The sequence below is a fragment of the Pseudomonas sp. Root562 genome, from assembly GCF_001427125.1.
Taxonomy (GTDB): domain Bacteria; phylum Pseudomonadota; class Gammaproteobacteria; order Pseudomonadales; family Pseudomonadaceae; genus Aquipseudomonas.
Genome location: NZ_LMGK01000001.1, coordinates 566382 through 589789 on the forward strand (window position 1 = coordinate 566382; position 23408 = coordinate 589789).

Genomic DNA, 23408 nt, shown 5'->3' on the forward strand with positions numbered 1-23408 from the left:
CCTCTCTACTCGGCCATGGCTCTCGGCGAGAATCCCCGGCCGCCCCTCCTGTAGAGAATCGCCGATGTTCGATCCAGTCAACGAACCTGACTTCCGTCTGGACGTAGCAGGTCTGTCCGACGCTTTCGAGGTCCTGGCCTTTACCGGTAGAGAAGCCATCAGCGAGCCGTTCGTGTTCGACGTGCAATTGCTGATCGAAGACCCCGCGCTCGACCTCGCCAGCCTGTTGTACCGTTCGGCTTCCCTGCACTTCGGGCCGCAGGGCAACCGTGTCCATGGTCAATTGCAGGAACTCGTCCAACGCGACCATGGGTCAACGCTCAGACTCTGTCATGTGCGTCTCGGCCCGAGGCTGGCGTGTCTGGCGCAGCGCTTCAGCCGGCGTATTTTCAGCGCGAGGACAGTACCGCAGATTCTCGATCAAGTGCTCAGGGAGCACGGCATTGTCGGACAGCAGCGGCGCTTCGAGCTGCAGGGTGATTACCCGCTTCGCGACTACTGCACGCAATACCGCGAATCGGACCTGCAATTCGTTCAACGATTGTGTGCCCAGCAACGGCTTCATTATCACTTTGAGCACCGGGCGCACGGGCATTGCGTGGTGTTTGCCGATGGGCAAGGGCATTTCTGCAAGGGTCAGGCGGTGGATTTCCGCCCCGAAGGCCACCCACCGGCTGTGCGCCGTTTCGAGGTGCAGCGTTGCGTGGACAGCACCGCGCAGAATGCGCAAGGTCACTCGGACCTGCCGACGCTGCGCAGTGGTCAGCTGATGCCGTTGTCCGGTCATCCGGTCCGCCAGTGGAATCATCTGTGGTTGCTCACTCACGTCGAGCATCAGGGCAGTCAGGATCCGCGGGTGCCTTACAGCAATCATGTGCGGGCGGTGCATTGGCAGGCATCGTTCGAGCCACCCCGTTGTGTGGATAAACCCCTGATGCACAGCCTGCAACGTGCATGGGTGGTGGATGTCGATGAGTCCCGGCCCGACCCTTCCCGACCGGTGGCGGTGCAGTTTGACTGGGTCTATCAAGGCGAGGGGGCAGCGCCGAGCCACTGTTGGTTACCGCTGGCGCCGGAACTGCAAGCCGTCGGCGTCGGGTCGCTGAGCGAGGGCGCGGAGGTGGTGGTGAGTTTTGTCGAAGGCGATCCGGACCAGCCGATGATTACCGGCGTCATTCACCTGCCTGCCCGTGACGACACTGGGCAGCAGGCGCAGGCATCCATCGTCGACGACGCCCTGCCGGAAGGCGTGCAGGACTGGTTGCGTTCAGGCGAGCCCTTGCTGTTGCTCTGTCTGCTGCCCGGCGGCGGTAGTTTCAATCATTGTGCGCAGACGATCTGTACCTGTCGGACGTTGACACAACCTGGCTGGAGCGGCATCGCATGATCGACGTGCACATGCCCGATCCGATCGCTCAATGGTTGCTCTTGGACAGATCGGGCGCACCGCAGGCGAGTTTGACGTTGCAACGCACTCTTGCCGAGGCGTCGCAGTTTTCATTGTTCGAAGGGACGGAATGGCATGCACTGAAAGATCACGGTCCGGTGTTGGTCGACCTGCGGACTTGCCCGGCACTGGCGGACACTTGCCGACACGACGCACACCAATGGCAAGGTTTGTTGCTGACCAGTGAGGCTTGCGCCACACCATTGCTCGCGCACTTGCGGCGCATGCTGACGGTCTCGTTCGGCCTGCATCATCGGGCACTGCTCAGCTACTACAACCCGCAGACCGCCAGTTACTTCTTCGATGCCTGCGATGCCGGGGAGTTGACTCGCTGGTTGGGGCCGATCAGTCAATTGCGCTGGTTCGGCGGAACATGGGCTGACCGGGCGATTGGCAGCCAGGGTTGGCAGCAGTTGCTCAACCCGGGGCTTGCCGTGCGTCCTTTGGCGCCAGAGGAAGACCTCAGCCCCCGGCAACGGGAAAACCTGCAAACCTGTCTGCTGGAGCAGCATGCCTGGCGCTGGAGCCAGGCCACCGGCTGCGAATATTTGCGCTTGTGGTCGCATCTGCAGGAGGGGCTGGCGCTGGGCTTCAGCGAGCGGCCGGTACTCGATGGCTGGTTGTGGTTGCGCTTGCAATACCACGGGGCCGTGCCCCAACTGCCGCTGGAGGGAAACACCCAGCAGGAGCGCCTCGATGACCTGCGTAGCCGCTGGCAGGGCGACGAGCCGCGAGCATGACATTCGAAGTCAAAATCGCCTGGTTGCCGAGCACAAACCCCTCTCAATGAGCGCGGGCGAACCAGCCGTCGTGGCGGCGCAGGCGCCAGGCAATGGCCCCGAGAGTCAGGCTGCGGAGCAACATGAACAGCAGAAAAGTTATCCACAGGCCATGGTTGCCAAACCCTTGCAGCGCCCAAGCGAATGGCACCAGCAAAGCCACGGTCAGCAGCATGCCGTTACGCATTTCACGGGCACGGGTGGCGCCGATGAACAGGCCGTCGAGCAGGTAGCTCCAGACGGCGATCAATGGCAGCGCAGCGAGGTAGGGCAGATACATGAATGCGGTATCGCGCACGCTGGCAATGTCGGTCTGCATTGCGATGAACAGGTGCCCGGCCAACAGGAACAGCACGGCGAAACCCAGGCTCGCCAGCAACGACCAGCCGCAAGCCACCACCAGAGACCGACGCAGGGCATCGCGGTCGCGGGCACCGATGGCATGCCCGCACAGGGCTTCCACCGCGTGAGCCAGGCCATCGAGCGCGTGGGCGGTCAGCAGCAGGCCGTTGAGCAACAGGGCGTTGGCCGCGACAGTGGCGTCGCCCAACCGCGCACCTTGTACGGTGATCAGGAAAAAAACCGATTGCAGGGCCAGGCTACGGATAAAAATGTCGCGGTTCACCGCCAGCAACGGGCGCCAGCTCTGCCACAAGCCCAGGGCCGCCCAGACAATGTGACCGGGGTAGGCGCGCAGGGCCTGGCGGGTCATCAACAGGCCGATCAGCGCGCCGGTCCATTCGGCAATCACCGAGGCCCGGGCCGCACCGACCACGCCCCATTCCAGGCCAATGACAAACCACAGGTTCAGGGCGATATTCACCAGGTTGGTGCTCAGGAGAATCACCAGTGGCGCCCGGGCGTTTTGCGTACCGAGGAACCAGCCGACCAGCGCATAACTGGCCAACGCTGCGGGCAGGCCGAACAACCGCGTATGGAAAAACTCGCGGGTCATCTGATCCAGCTCTGCCGACGGCTGCATGAAGTGCAGTGCCGCCCCGCTCAGCGGTACGCCCGCGACACCCAGGACAATCGCCAGCCCCATTGCGAGCAACAGCCCCTGCAACAAAATCTGCCGCAATGCCGCACCGTCCCCACGTCCGGCAGCCTGCGCGGCAAACCCGGTGGAACCCATGCGCAGAAAACCCATGGCCCAGGCCAGGAAGGTGTACAGGCTGGCGCCGACCGCAACGGCACCGAGCTGATGGGCGTGGGGCAGGTGACCGATGACGGTGCTGTCGACCAGTGCCACCAGCGGTACGGAAATATTCGAGAGAATCATCGGCGCTGCCAGCGCCCAGACCCGGCGATGGGTAGGACGGTCGCGCCAGTCGGCAATCAGCTTGGACATGCAGGCTCCTTGGAGGAGCGGGCATTGTAGCGACACATGTGCATGTGCCGCGATTCAATGTGGGAGGGCGTCAGTGCATGATCCAGCTAAGCAACCACAACCCCAGCATCAACCAGATGATCCCCATGATGATCGACGCATTCATGAACGCGCGGATCGCCGACCACAGCAGCACCAGCCCGAGGATCAAGACAACGATGCTGATGATCGAGGTGTCCATGCCCAGCGCGCGGGACAAGCCGTCGACAAAATTGCTGCTGGCGCGGCTCACCAGTTGGAACAGGCCACTAAGCGCATCAACGATGAAACGGATGACGGAACCAATGGCTTGACCGAGCCATTCGAAAAAACCTTCTACCTGCATGGAATGAGCGTCCTGATGAGTTCGAGCGTTGGGCCATTGATCGCGGTGGCGAGTTCCCCACAAGCATAGAGTGTTGTGCATGACCTGTGGAAGCGAGCCTGCTTGCCGATCTTTGTCACTTGCCTTCACCTGTGATCCCCCCGAAGCTATACGCCTTCAGGAGAGCCCGATGAACCTTGTTGAATTGACCGAACGCCTGCACGCCATCCGTGACCGCAATGACTGGCAGCCATTTCACAGCCCGAAAAACCTGGCCATGGCCGCGAGTGTCGAAATGGCCGAGCTGGTGGAAATTTTCCAGTGGCTGACCGAAGACCAGTCGCGACAGTTGCCCGCTGACAAACTGGCCCATGCCGGCCAGGAAATCGGTGACATCGTGCTTTATCTGCTATTGCTGTGCGGGGAGTTGGGGCTGGACATGAATGACGTGGTGCGCAGCAAACTGGCCGACAGCGAGCGGAGGTTCAGCTGATGAGCGACCGTCATTTCGATCAACTGGCGACCCGTTTCGCGGAAAAAATCTACGGCGGTGCCAAAGGCGCAATCCGTTTGGCGGTGCTGCAGGCCGATCTGGCCGAAACCCTGCCGGACCGGCCATTGCGGGTGCTGGATATCGGCGCCGGTCTGGGCCACATGTCGTTGTGGCTGGCCGAACGCGGGCATCAAGTGACGCTGGCCGAGCCCGCCGAACCGATGCTCGAAGGCGCCCGCCAGCGTTTCGCCGAAGCCGGGCAAACCGCAACGTTCATTCAGGCGCCGTGGCAGGATCTGCTGGGTCAATTGACCGAACCTTACGATCTGGTGCTGTGCCACGCGGTGCTGGAATGGCTGGCCGAGCCCCACGCGATCCTGCCGGTGTTGCATCAATTGACCAAGGCCGATGGCTGGCTTTCCCTGGCGTTCTACAATCGCGATGCGCTGATCTATCGCAACCTGCTCAAGGGCCATTTCCGCAAGATGCGCAAGAACGACATGGCCGGCGAGAAGCAGAGCCTGACCCCGCAACAACCCCTTGATCCACGGGAATTGGCGGCGCAACTTGAAGGTCTGTGGCAGGTCGAAACCCAGAGTGGAGTGCGGGTTTTCCACGATTACATGCCGGTGGAGTTCCAGGCCCGCGCCGAATTGGTGGACTTGCTGGAAATGGAGCTTGCCCACCGTCGCCACCCAAGCTTTGCCGGGCTTGGGCGTTACCTGCACTGGATCTGCCGGCCGGTCTGATCGGAGCGCAAAATGAAAACTCGTTCAGGGTTGCTGCTGTTATGTCTGGGTTTGGCTGCATGTCAGGGCAGCAATCCGTACGTGGCGTCCTCCAAGCCCCTTCCCCCGGCGCCAGCGCAGGCGGCCAATACCTTTGATCGCAGCGCCTACCCGGCACCACCGCGTGACTATGGGCGCTATCGCAGTTGGGCCTGGCTCAACGGACAAATGCCGCCGGGCACTGCATGGGCCGATTCGGCCCAGGTTGCCGAAGCGGTCAGCAGCGCGCTTGATCAACGCGGCTTGCGCCCGTTGCATGACAACCGTCCGGCGGATTTGTTTGTCAGTGCCGACCTGCGCATGGAAACCCGTTTGCGCCAGGTTCGTGACGATTACTACGGCGGTGGCTACTACGGCGGTTATGGCGGTTACAACCGTTACGGCAATGGCTACGGCGCCTACACCGCAGTCCCGATCGTCCGCACCTATCAGGAACAGGTCGTGGTGGTGCAAGTGGATTTATACGATGCACAAAGCGGTCAAGCCGTGTGGAGTTCCAGCGCTGAAACCAGCAATCGCGGCACTCAGAGTGAGCAGGTGGATGCCATACGCAAGGCTGTAGAAAAGGCGCTGTCGGCGTATCCTCCCAGTTAGATAACAAGCCATTCGCAGGTTCATGTCTTCAACCGGAGAATCATCATGTTCCGCCGTTTCGTTTTACTGGCAGTGGCCGCACTGCTCAGTGCCTGCGCGGCCAACCAGGTCAATCATGACTTCGACGCCAGCCGCGACTTTGCCGCCTATCACAGCTGGAGCTGGAAAGAGCCCGTCTTGCAATATCGCCCCGATGATCCACGGATCAAGAGTGACCTGACCGAGCAACGCATCCGCCAGTCAGTGACCGATCAGCTTGATCAGCGCGGGTTGCGCCCTGCTGCCACGGGTGCCAAGGCTGACTTGAATGTACAGACCTATCTGATTGTCGAAGAACGCCAGCAACAGATAACCACCAACTACGGCGGCGGTTATGGCAACCCGTGGAGCGGCTACTGGGGCGCGCCGATGTACAACGAGACCCGGCTCGTCTCATACAAGGTCGCCACGATTCAGATCGACCTGTTCGACGGCAGGGACGGCAAACTGGTGTGGCGCGGCAGCGACGAACAGATACTCAGCCGCACGCCCAATCCAGCCGATCGCAGCAATGCGATCCACGAAACCGTCACCCGGATACTGTCCAACTATCCACCCCGGTAAACACCCCACAAACCCTGTAGGAGCGAGCCTGTTCGCGATAGCGGATTGTCAGTCGACACAGAGGCTGACTGATCCAACGCCATCGCGAGCAGGCTCACGCCTACAGGGTTTTTTGTTGTCTTGGCTGGCGAGTTGCCAGCAGCCTCGTCAACCCTTGTCTACACTGCCTTGACCAATGGAGGTAGCGCTCGGCAACGCGCCGGCAAAGGAGTGCGCCATGTCTCCCCGCATGCAGTTTCGCGGCCCGGCCCGGCAACGTGGGGCAATCGGTTTGATGGCCGCCGCCACCCTGGCGATAGCGCTGGGGTTCACGTTGCTGGTGATCGACACTGGCAGGCTCTACATGGAACAGCGCAAGTTGCAACGGGTGGCGGATACCGCAGCGCTGGAAGCCGTGAGCCGCGATGGCAATTGCAAGTCCGGGCAGAGCGCAACCATCTACGCCAGCCAAAGCGCAACACGCAACGGCTTTACCGTGACCGCGGACAACACGCTGACTGCCAGTTGCGGCACCTTGCAGACCGGCGCGGATAACCTCCGTGCGTTCGTAGTCGACGCCACTAAAACCGCAGCCGTCCAAGTCATCGTCAGCCGACCTGTCAACACCAGCATCGCAGCCGGCATTGGTGCGTTGCTCTCCGGTGGGCCGGTCAGCCTCACGACCCGGCTCAGCGCCACCGCCGTCGCCGCCGAACCCAAGATCACCCTGGCCCAATTGAGTATTCGCAGCACGTTGTTGAGCGTCGACAGCGCAAGAGCAAACCTGTTGAACCCCCTGTTCTCGACGTTGTTGGGAGGCAATGTCAACCTGGCCGTCGGCGGTTGGGACGGGTTGGTCAAGACGGATATCAACCTGCTGAAATTCATGGACCAGCTCGCCATCGAACTGGGCGTGTCCGCCGGGAACTACACCGCGCTACTGAATACCCAGGGTTCCGTGACCCAATTCATCAAAGCCGCCGCCAACGTGGTGAACCTCAACGGCGCTACGGCGCAGGTCAAGACCGCGCTGGCCAATTTGCAAGTGGCGGCCACCGGCGCCTCGCCGATCAAGCTGGGGGATTTGCTGCAATTGCAAACCGGCACGCAAGAAGCGGGGCTCGACGCTACGGTGCAGCTGTTTCAATTGATTCAGGGTTTTGTCCAACTGGCCAACAAGAACAGTGCGGTGATCGCGACGCTGCCCGTGAATGTCTTGGGGTTGGCTGGGGTGTCGACCCGCATCAAAGTGATTCAGCCGCCGCAGTTTTCTGCTGTTGGCGACCCGGCGCTGGCGAAAGTCGCGCCGCTGGGGGTGAACAGGATTTACGTGAGCACGGCGCAGGTTCGCGTATTGGTGTCGGTTGATCTGTCGCTGATCAACTCCGTTTTGCAATTGGTCAACACGCTGTTGACGCCGGTCGTGGGGTTGGTCAATACGCTCCTGGCACCCGGTTGCATTCTTGGCAGCTGCACCCAGACCGACCTGAAGATCCTGCCCAACGGGCTGAACCTCGACCTCGGTATTGAAGCCGGAGTTGGCAGCAGTTATGTCACGGACTATTCCTGCGCCAGCCCTACCAGCAAGAGCCTCACCGCCACCACCAACATCTCCGCTCTGCAAGTTAAAGTGGGTCAGATCGACGATGCCATCTGGCTCTCTTCTTCCTCAGCGCAAAGCCTTTCGCCGCTGCCTCTGGTCGATATCGGCTCGAAATCCTGCACGCTGCTTAACTGCGGCGCACGAACCCCGTTCGGCGGCGGCGGTAGCGAGATCATGATCGATAGTCCAATTGCCGGTAAAACCGAACCCAATTACACCTTTGTTAATCCCCATGAAATCAACGTCTCACCAGACCCGACGCATCCGGTCTCGGTGTCCGGAGTGGTGGGCAGCCTGAAAGGGACGCTCGGCGGGGTCACGCTGATTCAACATGCACCCGCCATTGGCAGTCTGCTGGGAGGCTTGTTGAGTACGTTGCTGTCGACGCTGTCTGACGTGGTGAGCTTGTTGATCACCGCCATCAGCGGCCTGCTCGCGCCGCTGGTCGACCCGATTGTCGACAGCCTGCTGCTGAACCTGGGCATCGACGTCAACAAGGTCGACGTCGGTTTCAACCTGACCTGCGGCGAAAAAGGCAAAGCCTATCTGGTGATTTGATCCGAGGCGCCCCCTTCGCGGGCAAGCCTCGCTCCTACAGGGTAGGTGGCACAATCGGCAGCTCGATACAGAACCGTGCGCCCTCGGTCGAATTCCTGACGCTGAGTTTGCCGCCCATGTTCTCGACAATGCCGTAACTCACCGACAACCCCAGGCCCGTGCCCACGCCCACCGGTTTGGTGGTGAAGAACGGTTCGAAGATTCGCTCGAGCAATCGCGGGTCGATACCGCCACCATTGTCCTCGACCCACAGCCGCACCGATTGCTCGTCTCGCTCGGCGTACACCGCAATCCAGGGTTTGAAATCTGGGTTGCTTTCGCGTTTGCCGAGCAACGCATCCCGCGCGTTGACCATCAGGTTGATCAGCACTTGTTCAAGCTGATCGACATACCCGCGCACCTGCACCTCAAAAGAGGTTTCGCTGATCCGCAGGTCGACGCCTTTGCCGCGCATGCCTTCGGCCAGCAGTGACAGCGTGCCTTCGATGGCCTGGGCCGGGTTGAACGGGTGTTGTTCGATCTCCGAGCGGCGGCCGAACACGCGCATGTGGTCGACCACCCGCGCGGCACGTTGCACCTGCGTGTCGATGCGGTTGAGCTTGTCGGTCAGGTAGTCGACCTGCACATCGCCGTTGCTCAGGCGTTTAAGCACATTGACGATGGCCATGCGCATCACGTTCAACGGCTGGTTGATTTCATGGGCCAGGCCGGTGGCCATTTCACCCAGCGTGGCCATTTTCGCGCTTTGCGTGAGCTGTTGCTGGGAGCGGCGCACTTCGGTGTTGTCGCGGCCAACGGCCTGAACTTCGAGCAATCGGCCCTGCGCGTCGAACACCCCGCGATCCGACCAGACCCACCAGGCGTGCTCGCGGCCGGGCAGTTGCAGATTGATTTCTGCGGTGCTCACCGGGAACTCCGGGCTCAACTGGCCCAAGCGCTGGAGGAACGCTTCCCGCTGTTCAGTTGACATCCAACTGCCCAGATCGACCCCCGGTAATTGCTCAGGCGCGCATTCCAGATAAGTCGCCAGCGGCCGGTTGCCGAAGGTCAAGGTCAGGTCCGGCCGGTAGCGGCAGATCATCGCCGGAGAGTCTTCCACCAGAATCCGGTAGCGCTCTTCGCTTTGCTTGACCTGTTCGGCGGCCAGGGTGACTTCGGTGACGTCCAGCCACAGGCCCACGGCCTCCACCGGCAAGCCGAGGTCATCGCGCAGCAGTTTGGCTTCGTCGAGGATCCAGTGGTAATCACCGCGATAATCACGCAACCGATAGCGCACGCTGACCGACCCTTCGCGCAGCAGCGAGCGGCTACGTTCGAAGTAGCGGTCTCGGTCGTCGGGATGAACCTTGTCCACCAGCGCGGCACCACCACAGTCGTCGAGTCCCCAGCCGAGCAGCGGCAGCAGGCTGTCACTGTAAAACGTCGGTTGCAGCGCGCCTTCGACATACTGCTGCACGTAAATAACGGCAGGGGAACTGGCGATCAGATTGTGCAGCCGGGCATGGGCGGTCGCGGCCTGTTGCTCCTGGTTCTTGATATCGCTGATGTCGAGCATGAACCCCACCACACGGCGGTTTTTGCCCATACCCACAGCCTGGCCTTGCAGGCGATACCAGATCGGCGCGGCCGTCGAACCCGGGCGATGCAAACGCACGCACATCAGCAAGGGGACGCCTTCGTCCTGTAAGGCTTGCAAGCGACTGCGCAATTCTTCGCGGTCGGCGGGATGCACCAGATCAAGCCATTCGTTTGACGGCAAGCGGGCATCTGCAAGGTTCAGAGCGTCGGCGAGCGAAGGGGCCACTTGCACTTGGGCGCTGTCGCTGAACATCTCCCACCAACCCGTGCCGAGCAGCGCTTGCAGCGACTCCAGACGCTCCAGTTGCAGATGGTGGTGGTGCTCGCGCAGGCGTTCCAGCAACGGGCCGGCGAGGGCGGCGGCGAACTGAAGCCAGTCGCGGTCACTGACGTCCGGCGCCCGCTGCTGTACCGAATAGCAACCGCACAGCAGCCAGGCGACCACGCCCCGGGCATCGTGATAAGGCACGGCGAAACCCTCGGCATTGGCGAAGATCGCTTGCAGGCGCGGGTGTTCAATGGGGCTAAGCGCCTGCGGTGCGGAGCCGTTCAAACTGTCGAGGCCGGTGCCCAGGCGCTGAGCGTTTTGCCACAATTGTGGCCCGTCGAGCCCCGCATAGTGCTGATGAATCTGCCAGCCCTGTTCTTCTTCATCGAGCAACGCCAGGGCGATGCACGGGATGTGAAAACGCTGGGCCAGGCTTTGCAGTTGATCGGTCAGTACATCGGGTAAACGCGACAGACTGCACAGGCGCAATTGCTCACCGAGCTGCACCGCGAGCAACTGGCATTGCTCGCGCAGACGTGATTGTCGACGGTCGAGGAGCAAGTCACCGATGTCCAGCAGTTGCAGCAACCAGGCGTCGGCCAAGGGTTGAATCCAGCCGCGCAAATGCAGGGGGTGGCCGCTGAGGCTGTAAAAGTCCAGGTCCAGGTTCTGGCCTTGCCAGTCTGCGGGTGCGCCCTCGACCACCAGGCTGCAATGGGGCAAGAGAAAATCGAGCAGGTGCGGCGCTCGCGCGGTGGGCGTCTGTTGGGCCAGCGAATGCCGCAACGGGCCGGTCAAATGCTGCACACGACCTTCGGCATCCAGATGCATCTGCAAGCCGACGCCCATGCCTACTGGCTCCGGGAGAGGTTGCGGCACGGGTGGATGGCGATTAAGCAGACGCCCGAAGAGCTTGTCGCCGGCACTCAAAATTGCAGGCTCGAACTGGCGGTGAGTGTGGCTGGCAAGTTCGGCACCTGGCCGATGCCCGGCAAGGTCAGAAACGGGATGACGGCACTCAATTTGGTGGTCGGGTAGTTGATACTGACCTTCAGCACGCCGGCGGTGTAGGTCGTGGTCGCATCCGTATCGACATTGAAATTCAGAGCAACAGGAATCCACGCCAATTGTCGGCTCAGTTCGTCTTTGACCACGGTCTTGAGCGCGGCTTCATAGCCGGGTGTGTTCGGGTCCAGCGCCACACTTCGGCGCACGGCTTCGGCAGTCGACTGGTTGAACGACTGCATCAGCAACAGCGGCAGGCTGTAAGTGACGATTGCGTAGAACACCGCGAAAAAGATGACGAACACCAGGGCGAATTCAATCGCCGCGGCGCCTTTTTGTTTGTGGGGGAGGCTGGTTTTCATGAGTGCGTCTACCCTGACCATCACGAGGTAATGTCAGCATAGAATCATTCAGCCAAAACGGACGTTTTTTACCGGATGCAGAGTATTGTCCTACTGATCTGGCTGGCACTGTGCGCGGCGCAGGATGCACGGCAACGGCACATCGCCAACAGTTTGACCCTGGGCGCAGGGGCTTTTGCATTGGCGTATCTGCTGTGGAGCGGCAGCACCTGGCTGGGCGCGCCGGCAGAGCAGGGTGGCTGGGCGGCATTGCTCGCGCTGGCTTTCACCTTACCCGGTTACGCCATGCGAAAACTCGGCGGTGGTGATGTAAAACTCATGATCGCCCTTGGGCTGGCGACCGACGGTCGGCATGTTTTAGGCGTGTTTATCGGTGCAGGATTGGCCAGTGTCGTATGGCTGCTGCTGGCGCCAAGAGTCTGGCTTCATTTCGGTCAAGGGCTTAGAGATCGTTTGCTGTACTTGGAGCCTGGAATGTCAAAAAAACAGCCCTTTGCGCCCTTCCTGTTGGTGGGGTTGCTGTTGACGTTTGCCTGGCTCCGCTAGTCATTCGGTTTTGTACAGAGTCGAAAAGTACGACTACTTTCATACAACAAGTAGCTGTACAGCCAGCGGCTGCATGTACAGGAACGGTCAGCCTTTTGACCTTGCAGGGAGTTGCACGTGAACAAGCGTATCTCAGCAGTAAAAGTCCTTGTGGTCGACGACCAGCCATTGATCGTTGAAGAACTCTGCGAATTTCTCGAGAGCAGCGGCTACCGTTGTGTACCTTGTGAGTCCGCTCATCAAGCCATCGAACGTTTCAACGAAGACACTGACATCGGTCTGGTGCTGTGTGATTTGCACATGCCTGGGCTGGACGGGATTCAACTGGTTCAGGAGCTGCAACGCCTGTCCGGCAAGCACCGTGCATTCGAAGCGATCATGCTCACCGGGCGTGCCGACAAGCAGGACGTAATCAAGGCACTGCGAGCCGGCATTGCCGATTACTATCAGAAGCCGATTGACCTGGGTGAGTTGCTCGAAGGCTTGCAGCGCCAGGAAATAGCCTTGCAGGAGCGGCACAAGACGTTGCAACTGGGGCATCTGAACCAGAAGTTGCAGTATTTGTCGGAATCGATCGATGACCTGTACCAGGATCTGGATCGGGTTCGCCGTGCTCCGTTTGTCTCAGGCACTGCGGATTCGGAAGACGGCGCGGTCAGTGAGGCTGACCGGGAGGAGATCCCGGCGATTTTCAATCAGCTGTCGCCTCGGCAGCTGGATGTGGCGCGGTTGGTGGGCAAGGGGCAGACCAATTATCAGATTGCCTGTGAGTTGGGGATTACCGAGAACACGGTGAAGTTGTATGTGTCGCAGGTGTTGCGGTTGACGCATATGCATAATCGCACGCAGTTGGCGTTGGCGTTGTCGCCGAGTAATTCGGGGATGCGGCAGAGGGTTACGGCGCATTGAGTTTTGCTGGCGGTGCGGTTTTTGAACTGTGGGAGTCAGCCCTGCTGGCCGAACGGGATTTTTACATCGAGTACATATCCATTCCTGCGGTAACGGCGACTTATGGTTCCGCTCTTACAGCGGGTCACTTTTGTCAAACGACACAAAAGTAACCAAAAAGTCTCGCCCCTTACGTACGGCCCCTCGCTAAGGCTCGGGGTTCCTTCGCTCCGGCATTCATCCGGGGGCATCGCCTCCGGTCTGCTTCGCGACGACCTCCTCTCGATGTGTGCGGCTGCGCCGCACGGCGCTGCGCGCCCACCCCCGGATGAACGCCTCCACTCAGCCTGCCGATGGGGCGGGTGAATCAAGAGGGCCGAGGCGGCCTACCGGCCGGCCTGTTTGTCTGGTTTGTACGCATTCCAAACTGTAGGAGCTAGCCCTGCTGGCGATGGCGGCCTGCCAACCAACCTATCTCTGCCAGGCGTACTCCGTCCCTGTGGGAGCTGGCTTGCCAGCGATGGCGGTGGAACAGGCAAAGTTGTTTAACCGCCAATAAAAACACCAGAACCTTCCCACACGTTTTTCAGGTTGTCCGTCGGACGTGCGATCTCTAGCCTTTGACCGTCACTGCAAAATCAGTGTCCGGGCGTCGCGGCCTGTTCAGTCTACTTGGTGCATAATCCACCCCCACCAAACCAGAGCACTTCGGTGCTTGTCGTCTGGCGTAATGGTGGCTGTGCGCGGGATACCTTCGGGTATGCCGGGTTTCCAAGTAGCTCGGTCCGCGACCCCGCGTACAGCTGCCACCCTAAATCGCTGTCGCGGCGATCAGTGGCAGATCCATCTCATACTTGGAGCTCCACCATGATCAAACCAACCCCAAATCCCCCCGAAACCGACCCCGCATCTCCCTACGAATCCGCCTACTCGAAAAAACTCCACGAAGCCGCCGACCGGGCGCTGGACTACCATCTCAATCCCTCGAAAGACGCGGCGTTATCACGCCAACCCAGCACGATGTTTGCCATCGTTCCCGACATCAATACCGAGACCCTGTTGGCCCACGCCTGTGAGTCCCTGGCCTCGGCCAGCGTCATGGCCAGTGACCTTGCGGGGTTTCTGGACAGTCCGCATCGCAATGCGCTGCTGGGCATTGCGCAGATCATCATGCTCGGTGAGCTGGCGGTGAATCGGGCGCTGGATAATCTCGATCCGCCTTAGTACACAGCGTTATTGTTCATCGCCAGCCCTGCTGGCGATGGCGGCCTGACAGCCGACCAATCTCTCTCAGCCACCCCAATCCAACTGTAGGAGCTAGCCCTGCTGGCGATGGCGGCCTGCCAACCAACCTATCTCTGCCAGGCGTACTCCGTCCCTGTGGGAGCTGGCTTGCCAGCGATGACGGTAGAACAGGCAAAGTTGTTTAACCGCCAATAAAAACACCAGAACCTTCCCACACGTTTTTCAGGTTGTCCGTCGGACCTGCGATCTCTAGCCTTTGTCTGTCACTGCAAAATCAGTGATCGGGTTTGGTCGCCCGGGTTTAGAATGGCGCACAGTGCCGCGCGAGCGGCATTTTCGTGCTTGCTTAATGGCGAGCTGTGCGTGGGAGGGCTTCGGCCCTGCCGGGTTTCCATTCCCTGGTCGACCAACCTGCGTTCAGTTCGCCACCCTTCTGCTTGGTCGCAGTGATGGCGAACTCCCAATCTTCGAATGGAGCTCCACCATGATCAAACCAACCCCAAATCCCCCCGATACCGACCCCGCGTCCCCCTACGAATCCGCTTACTCGAAAAAAATCCACGAAGCCGCCGACCGTGCGCTGGACTACCATCTCAATCCCTCGAAAGACGCGGCGTTATCACGCGAACCCAGCACGATGTTTGCCGTCGTTCCCGATATCAACACCGAAACCCTGTTGGCCCACGCCTGTGAGTCCCTGGCCTCGGCCAGCATCATGGCTAGTGACCTTGCGGGGTTTCTGGACAGTCCGCATCGCAATGCGCTGCTGGGCATTGCGCAGATCATCATGCTCGGTGAGTTGGCGGTGAATCGGGCGCTGGATAATCTCGATCCGCCGTAGTAGGCCGCGTTATCGTTCATCGTCAGCAGGGGATGCATTCCAACCCATCCTGTGGCGAGGGAGCGTGCTCCCGCGCCACGATTTGTCAGGTGCGGCTATTCCCCCGACCCACTGTCCACCGCACCCCCTGCATCCTGATCAAAAAACGCCGGAATCTCATGCTGGTAGCTCTTGAGCCAGCGTTGCATGGCCAGTTCCCGTTCGGTCGCGGTGGCGGTTTGGGTTTTTTGGGAGGCGGCCATATTGCTGCTTTGCAGCTGCAACCAGCCTTCGGTTTCCTGTTGTTGCGGTGACGCGGGGCCAGGGCCGATAGCGTGGGCATTGAGTGGCAAGGCCAGGAGGCCGAGGCAGCAGAGGGTAGTGGATTTCATCCTGGGATCTCCCTACTGAAGGGGCACGGTGGTGACCGCTGCAACTTGCGCGGCGGCGGTCGCGGCAGGTTTGGCCGGGGTCTTGAGTTTTTCCGCGCGGGCCTGGGCTTCGGTGACTTGCGCCGGGCTCAGGCCGAGGCGGCTGACCAGTTCGGCAGCGCGGCTCCAGTCGTCCTGGTAGATCAGCAGCGTCACCAGATTCTGCGCGGCCAGCAGGTCGCTTTGCTTGAGTTCCATGGCGGTGAGGAATTCGAATCGGGCATCTTCGACACGCAGTTGGTTGAGGTACACCACGCCCAGGTCATTTCGGATTTTTTCGTCGGTGGGCGCCAGTCGCGCGGCCCGTTGCAAGTGGGCCTGCGCCAGGCCGTTGTCACCCCTGGCGGCGGCGAGTTGGCCCAGGCCGTGTTCGGCTTCGGCGGCCATGCAACCGCCGAGCAGGCTGCGGTACAACGGTTCGGCTTCGCTGCGGCCGAGCAATCGGTAGACCTTGGCTTTGCGCAGGCGCACATCGGCGAGGTTGTCCGGCAGGCTTTGCAGGTTGGCCAGGCTGGCGTGCAGTTTGCCTTCCTTGGCCATGTCCTCGGCCAGGTTCAGCGACAGCTGTTGCTCGGAGCTCAGCTTGCTGCAACTGGCGGAGTCGGTCAGGGCGCTCCAGGGTGTTTGACCGGTGCTCGCGCAACCGCTGAGCAACAGCAGACTCAAACCGGCAATCAGTGCTTTCATCAGAATCCCTCTACGAAGCAAAAGCCCGGGCCAGGGCGGTGAGCCCCGGGCCGGCCAGGACGATCAATAACGCCGGGAAGAGGAACAGCATCATCACGACGGACATTTTCGCGGACATCTTGGAGATGTATTCCTGCAGGCGCGTCAGGCGCCGATCATCGAGCAATAACTTGAGCGCCAGCAGGGATTTCATCGCGCCGCCGCCCTGATGTATCAGCTGTTGCAGGATCACGCAGGTGTCAGTGAATTCGTCCACCGCGAGCATGCGCGAGGCCTTGTTCAGCTCCTCGGCCAGTTCCAGGCCGGAGTCGACGCGGGTCAGCACCAGGCGTAATTCATGGGTCAGAATCGGCAGCAATTGTTTGCCTTCGTTGCTCAAGACGCGCAGCGATTGCTCCACGGCCATGCCCGACTCAAACAGAATGCGTAGCAGTGGAATGAAGGTGGAAATTTCGATCGCCAGTTTTTTCCGCCGACGGTGAGCGGCGGCAGCAAGCAGACGTTTTGGCAGCAGATAACCGATGCCGACGGCAAATGCAGGGACAATCCACGGATTGGCGACCTGCGGGAAGAACAGCCCCTGGATCAGTGCACTCAGGGCCAGTGCCAGCACCGGAACCCCCACTTGGCACGCCGCGAAGATCGAGCGTTTGCGGGCGGTGCGCCAGCCGAGGGCGTTGAGCAGCGTTTGGGTTTCGTTATCGAGACTGACCGTTTGCCGGCCCACACGACTGTTGCCCAGCGCATGCAGCCATTGGCCGAAGCGGTTATCCGCCGGGTTTTTACCGTCCAGCCGTTGCACCACTTGGCGGGCACGCCGACGCAGTTCCAGCACGACACTGAGCAGCATCAGCGATGCCAACAGAAACAGCAGCGAGCTCAACAGCAATGACAGGTTCATAGGCTACGCAACATGCGCCACAGCGCCAGACAGCCAAACACCTGAAAGCCCAGCGCGGCCATCAGCATCATTTGCCCCGAGCCATCGCTCCACATGGTCATCAGGTATTTAGGATTGGCGATCAGGAAGTAGCCGGCGACAGTGACCGGCAACGCCGCCAGGACCACCGCCGTGACGCGGGTTTCGCCGGTCATGGCGCTCAGTTGACGCGCCGCCTGTTCACGTTCGCGGATCATTTTGATCAGGTTTTCCAGCAACTCGCTGGCGTTGCCGCCGTAGCGGTGGTTGACCTTCAGGCCGAGGGCGAACAGACGCAGTTCGTCTTTGTCGTAGAGTTCAGCGAAGTCCGATACCGCATCGGGCAGGCTGATGCCCAGTTGTACGTTGCGTTGCACCCGGCCCATGGCATTTTTCAGTGGGTCCTGGGCGGCATCGATCGCACCCAGCACGGCATCGGCCAGGGTGCGTCCGGACTTCAGGCTGCGCACGGTGTGATCGAGCAGCGGCGGCAATTGTTCGATCATGCGCTTTAGCCGACGTTGGTAGCGCCATTCGACAAACACTTTCAGGAGCAAGGGCGGCAGCAATAACGCCAACAGCAAGCCGATCCAGCCGCCCACTACGACGGCGACTAAAACAAGCAGCCCCCACAGGGCGAGCCACTGTTCGATACGTTCAGTCGGGCGCCCGAGACCTGCGCGCAAGAAGGCCCGCTCCAGCGCCGACCATGAGGTTTTGTGCGCCACCCGTTCCGGTTGCCCTTGGCTCAAACGCTCCAGCACGCGCTGTGTGCCGGGTTGACGCAGGCCGCGATAGAGCAAACGCGCCGACAGGCCCAGCAAGGCCAGGCAAACGACGATGAGCAGCAGCGGTTTGAGCATGCCGTGGCCTTCAGTACGCGATAGGGGAGAGCGTCGACTCGCGACGCAATTTGTCGCCAGCCGGGTTGAGCGCCTCGCGCAGGAAACCAAAGCCACTGCGTCGGTCGAGGCGGAACAGGGTATTGGTCACGTAGACGTCTTCGCGGATGCCGATGACCTCCACCACCTCGCTGACGCAACGGCGACCGTCGGGCATGCGGGTCAACTGAATCACCACGTCCAGCGCGGCGCAGATCATCTGGCGCAAGGTCCGTTCGGCGATGCTGCGGCCCGTCAGACCGACCAGTGTTTCCAGGCGCAGCAAAGCATCCTGGGCATTGTTGGCGTGCACGGTACTCATGGAGCCGTCGTGGCCGGTGTTCATCGCCGTCAGTACGTCGACCACTTCGACACCGCGGATCTCGCCGAGGATGATCCGGTCCGGACGCATCCGCAGGGCGTTGCGAATCAGGTCGCTGGCCTTCACCTCGCCATGGCCCTCGGCATTCGGCGGGCGGGTTTCCAGGCGCACCACGTGCGGGTGGCCCAGTTGCAATTCGGCGACGTCTTCGATGGTCACCAGGCGTTCATGGGGGTTGATCAACTGGCTGAGGATGTTCAGCAGCGTGGTCTTGCCGGTGCCGGTGCCGCCACTGATCAAGATATTGCAGCGCTTGCCCACGGCTTCCTGGAGGAATTCGTAGATCGCTTGATCGATGGTTTGCATGGCCATCAGGTCGGTGCTCTTGAGCATGTCCTGGCGGAACTTTCGAATCGACAGGCAAGGGCCGTCCAGCGCAATCGGGGGAATGATCGCGTTGACCCGGCTGCCGTCCGGCAGGCGCGCATCGACCATCGGCGATGACTCATCGAGCCTGCGTCCCAGTGGCGCAAGAATGCGTTGCATGACGCGTTCGACGTGGTGCGCATCGATGAAACGCAAATCGCTTTGGTGCAGCACACCGTCACGCTCGATAAACACCCGATGCGGGCCATTGACCAGAATTTCGGTCACGGCCGAATCACGCAGCAGCACTTCCAGCGGGCCGAAACCGGTGAGCTCGTCGACGATTTCTTCGGCCAGGCGCTCCATCTCGTAGCGGGAAATCGCCAGGTGCAGGCGCGCGATGTATTCGGCCACTTTGTCGATGACGAACTGCGACAACACTTGCCGCGAACCTTCCAGCAGGTTTTTGCCGGACTCTTCGATGGCATCGATGATGTAGCGGTGCAGCACCAGTTTCAGGCCTTCATGATCGGTATTGCCGGCCACCGCGCGCGGGCTGGCGCCGAAGAGTTTTTCCGCGCTCATTGCACACCTCTCAAGCGACTGAACCAGGACTTGGGTTTGGCCAGGCTTTCGGAGCGTTTGGCCAGGCGTTCACCGAGGGTGCGCAGGCTTTGAGTAAGGACTTCTCGTGGGGCCAGTTCGAACAGGGTCACACCCTGGTTCTTTGCGTTCAGGCGCACTTCGGGGCAGTAGGCCAGGGTGGCGATGATTTCCATGCCGAAGCTTTTGCCCAGGGCATCTGAGTCCGGCGCCACGCTGCGCAGATAACGGTCGACCAGCAGTTTGGCGTGATCGAGCTTCACACCTTTTTCGCGCCACAGGTTGAGCACCGCCAGGTTGCGGCGGCAATCAAGCACGTTCTGGTCGGTGTACCACAACAGCTTGTCGCAATGGCTGACGAAGGTGCGCAGGGCTTCACTGTCGGGCTGGCCGGTGAGGTTCACCACGATGTGCTGGAAGTGTTGGCGCAGGGCGCTGAGCAGCATGTACAACTCGGCAGCGCTGGTGTGTTCCAGCGGTTCATCGTTGTTGGCGTAGGCGAGAATGCGCAGGCCGACTTCGCAGCGGGTGAAGGCGCTGTCGATCAGCGTGGCATCGAGGCGGCGGACATGGCGCAAGGCATCGCCAAAATGAAACGAACTCTCCAGACCGAGCAAGGCCAGGCTGTCGCCGCGGGGTAATCCGAGGTCGAGCAGCAGCGTCTGCTGGCCGCTCTTCTGCACTACTTGCGCCATGTGATTGGCAAGCAGCGCACCGTCGGCATTGCTCTGCACGCCATACAGCACGGTCAGGCCGCCCAAATGGTTGCTGGGCGCCACGGCCGGCAGGCGTTTGCTCAGGCGCCGCACCAATCCGGCGACCTCACTGGAACGTGAACCGTAGGCGACAAAGTCCCGCGCACCGGCCCGCATGGCATTGAGTACCAGTTGGTTGTCCATGCCGTCGCCCAGCGCGACGATGGCCAACATCGGTTTGGCTTCCAGCGCGCCTTCGATCAACGCGCACTGTGCGACCACGTGTTCACGGTCAAGGCCCACGAACACCAGGTTGGCGAAGGTCACGTCGACCAGCGCCAGCAGTTCGTCGAGGCTACCGCCCCCGGCACTGACCACCTGGCCCAACGGCGCGAGGGCGCCTTGCAGCCATTCAAGATCGGTGCTGTTGCGCGTGATCGCAAGAAAGGTCTGGCTGAGGTTCTGGCTCATTGCGATAGCCCGCTGCGTTTATCGAAGTCGCCGTTTTCAAGGAAGTACAGGCGATACCAGTTGGGATCGTAGTTGCGCAGTTTTTCACCGGGCAGCGATGGCAGCTGTGCATTCACCGCCAATGGTTGCACCAGGTGCGGGGTGACGATCATCAGCAGTTCCCGCTCTTCGCGATTGATCGCGGAACTGCGGAAGAACGCACCGAGGATCGGGATATCGCCCAGCCCCGGAAACTTGTTCACCTGCGAGGTGTTTTGCGTGCTGATCAAGCCGCTGATGACGAAGCTCTCGCCGTCGGCCAGGGAGATGCTGGTGTCGGTGCGGCGAATGGTGAAGGCCGGCACGGTGGTGCCGCCGATGGTCACGGCATTGTTGTAGTCCAGTTCGCTGACTTCGGGTGCGACCTTGAGGGCGATCTGGTCATTGCCGATCACAGTGGGTGTGAGCGTCAGGCGGATGCCGAATTCCTTGTATTCGATGGAATAGCTGTCGCTGTTGGCGCTGGGAATCGGGATCGGAATCTCACCGCCCGCCAGGAAGCTTGCGCTTTGTCCGCTGAGTGCCACCAGGCTCGGCCGGGCCAGAGTGTAGGCGAAGCCACTGCCCTCCATGGCATTGATGATCGCGAGGAAGTTACCGCCACCGGCGACGATGTTGTACATGTCATTGGCCAGCGGAATGCTCGGCACGGCAATGCGCGGGTCAAGGTTGCGCAGCGGGAATACCCGTGGTGTCACCGCGGTGTTCGGCACCGTGCCGGGGGAGCCGAACAGGAAGTTCGAGCTTTTGCCGTAGATCGACGTGCTGGCTTCCTTGAGTTTGGTGCGGCTGACTTCGACGAAGCGAATGTCGGTCTGTACCTGCGATGGCAGCAAGGGATCAGCGGAGGGTAGCTGTCGTGCAGTGGTCATGGCCGTCGTCGCGCGACCCTGGACGAACACCATGCTTTGGCGGGGTGCACTGGCGCAGGCCGTCCAGACCATCAGGCTGGTCGTGCCGGAGGCGACGCCGGTGATCAGGAACGCCTGATTGCCGTTGACCCGCACATCGGCGATTTTCGGGTCACCCACGGCGATCCGGGTAATCGCTACGGGCGATTGCAACTCCTGTTGCTGCCCTTCGCCCACTTCCAGCGCGGCCGGCAATGGGCCGAGCGTGGCGCAACTGCCGGTTGCAGCGTTTGCTGACGCCAGCGGTAAGCTGCCCAGCAAGGTGGCCCAGATCAAGCCGTTGAACAACGGCGTAAAACGTCTGCGCATTAAAAGGCGTCCTTGCACGATTCAGGGGGTCTGTTGAGTGATTTCATTACCGCGGATCACTTCCACAGCGGACTTGCGTGGTGTGGTTGCGCCACTGTTGGTGATCGGTTTGGGAGGAGCTGTCATGGCCAGTTGATTGAACTGCACCAGTTCGCGATTGGCGTTGGCGATGTTGGCCGGGGATTCGCTCTGGCCGGCCCAGTAACGGGCCAGGCGTTTTTCATCGGCGCTGCGCACCGCCAGGCGCAATACCCCGGCCTGTGCTGCGAGCATCAAGCGGCTGAGCAGTTGTTCGGGCACGGCGAGCAGCACGGTGCGGGCGCCAGCGCGTTGTTGTTCCTGCCTGAGTTTGTCGTCGTTACTGCGAGCCGGGCTGGCGGGCTGGCCGTTGTTGGTCAAGCCCATTTGCTCGCCCACGCCCAGTACACGCAAGGCCGGTACCACCAGTTGCGCCGACGGTTGCAGGTTGATGGCGTCGCCGCGCAAAAACAGCAGCACATCGACATAATCGCCCGGCGTCAGTTGACCCCCGGCGTTGATCACTTCATCCACGGCGACGGCCAGAGCGCGTTCATCGGGACGAATCATCCGCGCCAAGTTACTGCCAGCTTCGAAACTTTCATCGCTCAGCCAACTGCCGGCGCGAAGGGCGCGCCAAGGCGTGCGGCCAATGGCCTGGTCAAGTTGGGTGAGGCTGCCCGCGGGGACGGTACGAAGTTTTTCCAGGGCGACATCGTCGGCGGTGATTTGTACAAACGGCGCGATGTCCCGTTGCAGTACCACGACGGGTTGGCGAGTGGTGTCTTCTTCAACAGGCGCGGTCGGTTGTACGGTGGAGGTGGTCGTATCGGTCCCGGTTTGCACAACGGGCGCGGCGACGGGTTGGCGGGTCAGTGTGAAGCCCAGGTAACCGGCAATGACCGCACCCACCAGAGACAATCCGGCAAGACCCAGGATGAAACGGCTGTTCATGACGGCTCTCCCTTTCCTGCTGCTTAAAGCCTCGCTTTCCAACGAGAAAACTTCGCAATCAGGCAGCTATGAACATAAAACGATTTCGCTATTTGACCGTAGCGCAGCTAGAGCAAAACGCCATTACCCAGAGCGAAATATCTGGGCAAAGTTAAAGAATTCGATGAAATGCAGGGTTTTTTGACGTCAACGAAACGACTAATACTTTCGTATTAATGCGTTGTTACAGTTGTTGGAAGGGGGAATGCCGACAATGCTGATGCTGGCATAGGGGAATCATGTTGCGCTTGTGCAACACCCGGGTGCTTCAGGAGACATGTCATGCCTTTTTCCAAGCTGGTTCAGAAGGTCAAATCGGAGTTCGTTTTCTACAAGGGGCTGGTCAAGGATACCGAGGGTGCTTCGGGTATTGAGTATGCGATTATCGCTGCCATGGTGGCGGTGGTTCTGGCCGGGTTCAGCACAGACGTCAAGACCGCCATCTCCACTACCTTTACGTCGATCAAAGCTGCCTTGTGACAGTCAGTCGTGCGCCTGATTTAAGTGATCCAA

At 60.7% G+C, this 23408-nt stretch carries 24 protein-coding genes; 12 read left to right on the forward strand and 12 right to left on the reverse strand.

The window, feature by feature from the left end:
• Positions 1 to 64: 64 nt before the first annotated feature.
• Both ASD60_RS02530 and ASD60_RS02535 read left to right on the forward strand, forming a co-directional pair.
• Entirely contained in the window at positions 65 to 1387 is a 1323-nt protein-coding gene (locus ASD60_RS02530; RefSeq protein ID WP_056852472.1) for a contractile injection system protein, VgrG/Pvc8 family, read from the forward strand.
• Positions 1384 to 2187 carry a DUF4123 domain-containing protein gene (locus tag ASD60_RS02535; RefSeq protein ID WP_056852473.1) on the forward strand — a complete coding sequence of 268 codons (804 nt, stop codon included), beginning with the start codon at positions 1384 to 1386 and terminating at the stop codon, positions 2185 to 2187. Before ASD60_RS02530 ends, ASD60_RS02535 begins: the two co-directional genes overlap by 4 nt.
• Before the next feature lie 43 nt (positions 2188 to 2230).
• Here the strand turns inward: ASD60_RS02535 and ASD60_RS02540 are convergent, their stop codons facing one another.
• Positions 2231 to 3577 carry an MATE family efflux transporter gene (locus ASD60_RS02540; protein WP_056852474.1) on the reverse strand — a complete coding sequence of 449 codons (1347 nt, stop codon included), beginning with the start codon at positions 3575 to 3577 and terminating at the stop codon, positions 2231 to 2233.
• A gap of 70 nt (positions 3578 to 3647) precedes the next feature.
• A complete protein-coding gene (locus ASD60_RS02545; RefSeq protein WP_056852475.1) occupies positions 3648 to 3941 on the reverse strand; it encodes a hypothetical protein in 294 nt (97 codons plus the stop codon).
• Between the two features lie 169 nt (positions 3942 to 4110).
• On the opposite strand from ASD60_RS02545, the gene ASD60_RS02550 reads away from it, so the two are divergent.
• From ASD60_RS02550 to ASD60_RS02570, 5 genes are all read left to right on the forward strand, one after another.
• The gene (locus ASD60_RS02550; RefSeq protein ID WP_056852476.1) at positions 4111 to 4413 is read left to right on the forward strand and encodes a MazG-like family protein; all 303 of its coding nucleotides are present in this window, start codon (positions 4111 to 4113) and stop codon (positions 4411 to 4413) included.
• Positions 4413 to 5162, forward strand: a complete 750-nt coding sequence (locus ASD60_RS02555) for a methyltransferase domain-containing protein (protein ID WP_056852477.1) — start codon at positions 4413 to 4415, stop codon at positions 5160 to 5162. Before ASD60_RS02550 ends, ASD60_RS02555 begins: the two co-directional genes overlap by 1 nt.
• Before the next feature lie 12 nt (positions 5163 to 5174).
• The gene (locus ASD60_RS02560; protein ID WP_056852478.1) at positions 5175 to 5795 is read left to right on the forward strand and encodes a DUF4136 domain-containing protein; all 621 of its coding nucleotides are present in this window, start codon (positions 5175 to 5177) and stop codon (positions 5793 to 5795) included.
• 45 nt (positions 5796 to 5840) lie between these two features.
• On the forward strand, positions 5841 to 6398 hold the full coding sequence (locus tag ASD60_RS02565; RefSeq protein ID WP_056852479.1) for a DUF4136 domain-containing protein: 558 nt from the start codon (positions 5841 to 5843) through the stop codon (positions 6396 to 6398).
• Between the two features lie 217 nt (positions 6399 to 6615).
• Positions 6616 to 8538, forward strand: coding sequence for a pilus assembly protein TadG-related protein (locus ASD60_RS02570; RefSeq protein ID WP_056852480.1), 1923 nt, complete (start codon positions 6616 to 6618; stop codon positions 8536 to 8538).
• Between the two features lie 34 nt (positions 8539 to 8572).
• Here ASD60_RS02570 and ASD60_RS02575 read toward each other — a convergent pair whose 3' ends face one another.
• Complete coding sequence (locus ASD60_RS02575; RefSeq protein ID WP_056852481.1) at positions 8573 to 11314, reverse strand: PAS domain-containing sensor histidine kinase; 2742 nt, start codon at positions 11312 to 11314, stop codon at positions 8573 to 8575.
• Positions 11311 to 11751, reverse strand: coding sequence for a TadE/TadG family type IV pilus assembly protein (locus ASD60_RS02580; RefSeq protein WP_056852482.1), 441 nt, complete (start codon positions 11749 to 11751; stop codon positions 11311 to 11313). The genes ASD60_RS02575 and ASD60_RS02580 overlap by 4 nt, the downstream gene beginning before the upstream one ends.
• A gap of 75 nt (positions 11752 to 11826) precedes the next feature.
• On the opposite strand from ASD60_RS02580, the gene ASD60_RS02585 reads away from it, so the two are divergent.
• The 4 genes from ASD60_RS02585 to ASD60_RS02600 all read left to right on the forward strand — a co-directional run bounded on the left by ASD60_RS02585 (position 11827) and on the right by ASD60_RS02600 (position 15271).
• On the forward strand, positions 11827 to 12297 hold the full coding sequence (locus ASD60_RS02585) for a prepilin peptidase (protein ID WP_056852483.1): 471 nt from the start codon (positions 11827 to 11829) through the stop codon (positions 12295 to 12297).
• A gap of 117 nt (positions 12298 to 12414) precedes the next feature.
• Positions 12415 to 13206, forward strand: a complete 792-nt coding sequence (locus ASD60_RS02590; protein ID WP_056852484.1) for a response regulator transcription factor — start codon at positions 12415 to 12417, stop codon at positions 13204 to 13206.
• Between the two features lie 846 nt (positions 13207 to 14052).
• Entirely contained in the window at positions 14053 to 14409 is a 357-nt protein-coding gene (locus ASD60_RS02595) for a DUF6124 family protein (RefSeq protein WP_056852485.1), read from the forward strand.
• A 505-nt stretch (positions 14410 to 14914) separates the two neighbouring features.
• Entirely contained in the window at positions 14915 to 15271 is a 357-nt protein-coding gene (locus ASD60_RS02600) for a DUF6124 family protein (protein ID WP_056852486.1), read from the forward strand.
• Between the two features lie 95 nt (positions 15272 to 15366).
• On the opposite strand, the gene ASD60_RS02605 is transcribed toward ASD60_RS02600, so the two are convergent.
• The 8 genes from ASD60_RS02605 to cpaB are packed head-to-tail and all read right to left on the reverse strand — an operon-like array spanning position 15367 to position 22856.
• Entirely contained in the window at positions 15367 to 15642 is a 276-nt protein-coding gene (locus ASD60_RS02605) for a DUF3613 domain-containing protein (RefSeq protein ID WP_056852487.1), read from the reverse strand.
• Positions 15643 to 15654: 12 nt separating this feature from the next.
• Positions 15655 to 16368, reverse strand: a complete 714-nt coding sequence (locus tag ASD60_RS02610) for a tetratricopeptide repeat protein (protein ID WP_056852488.1) — start codon at positions 16366 to 16368, stop codon at positions 15655 to 15657.
• A gap of 10 nt (positions 16369 to 16378) precedes the next feature.
• Complete coding sequence (locus ASD60_RS02615) at positions 16379 to 17269, reverse strand: type II secretion system F family protein (RefSeq protein ID WP_056852489.1); 891 nt, start codon at positions 17267 to 17269, stop codon at positions 16379 to 16381.
• Entirely contained in the window at positions 17266 to 18150 is an 885-nt protein-coding gene (locus ASD60_RS02620; RefSeq protein ID WP_056852490.1) for a type II secretion system F family protein, read from the reverse strand. The genes ASD60_RS02615 and ASD60_RS02620 overlap by 4 nt, the downstream gene beginning before the upstream one ends.
• A 10-nt stretch (positions 18151 to 18160) precedes the next feature.
• Positions 18161 to 19441, reverse strand: coding sequence for a CpaF family protein (locus ASD60_RS02625; protein ID WP_056852491.1), 1281 nt, complete (start codon positions 19439 to 19441; stop codon positions 18161 to 18163).
• The gene (locus tag ASD60_RS02630) at positions 19438 to 20625 is read right to left on the reverse strand and encodes an AAA family ATPase (protein ID WP_056852492.1); all 1188 of its coding nucleotides are present in this window, start codon (positions 20623 to 20625) and stop codon (positions 19438 to 19440) included. The genes ASD60_RS02625 and ASD60_RS02630 overlap by 4 nt, the downstream gene beginning before the upstream one ends.
• Positions 20622 to 21884: a type II and III secretion system protein family protein gene (locus ASD60_RS02635; protein WP_056852493.1), complete on the reverse strand. Its 1263-nt coding sequence runs from the start codon at positions 21882 to 21884 to the stop codon at positions 20622 to 20624. Before ASD60_RS02635 ends, ASD60_RS02630 begins: the two co-directional genes overlap by 4 nt.
• A 21-nt stretch (positions 21885 to 21905) precedes the next feature.
• Positions 21906 to 22856, reverse strand: a complete 951-nt coding sequence (gene cpaB / locus ASD60_RS02640; protein ID WP_056852494.1) for a Flp pilus assembly protein CpaB — start codon at positions 22854 to 22856, stop codon at positions 21906 to 21908.
• A gap of 321 nt (positions 22857 to 23177) precedes the next feature.
• On the opposite strand from cpaB, the gene ASD60_RS02645 reads away from it, so the two are divergent.
• Complete coding sequence (locus ASD60_RS02645; protein WP_056852495.1) at positions 23178 to 23375, forward strand: Flp family type IVb pilin; 198 nt, start codon at positions 23178 to 23180, stop codon at positions 23373 to 23375.
• Positions 23376 to 23408: the final 33 nt, after the last annotated feature.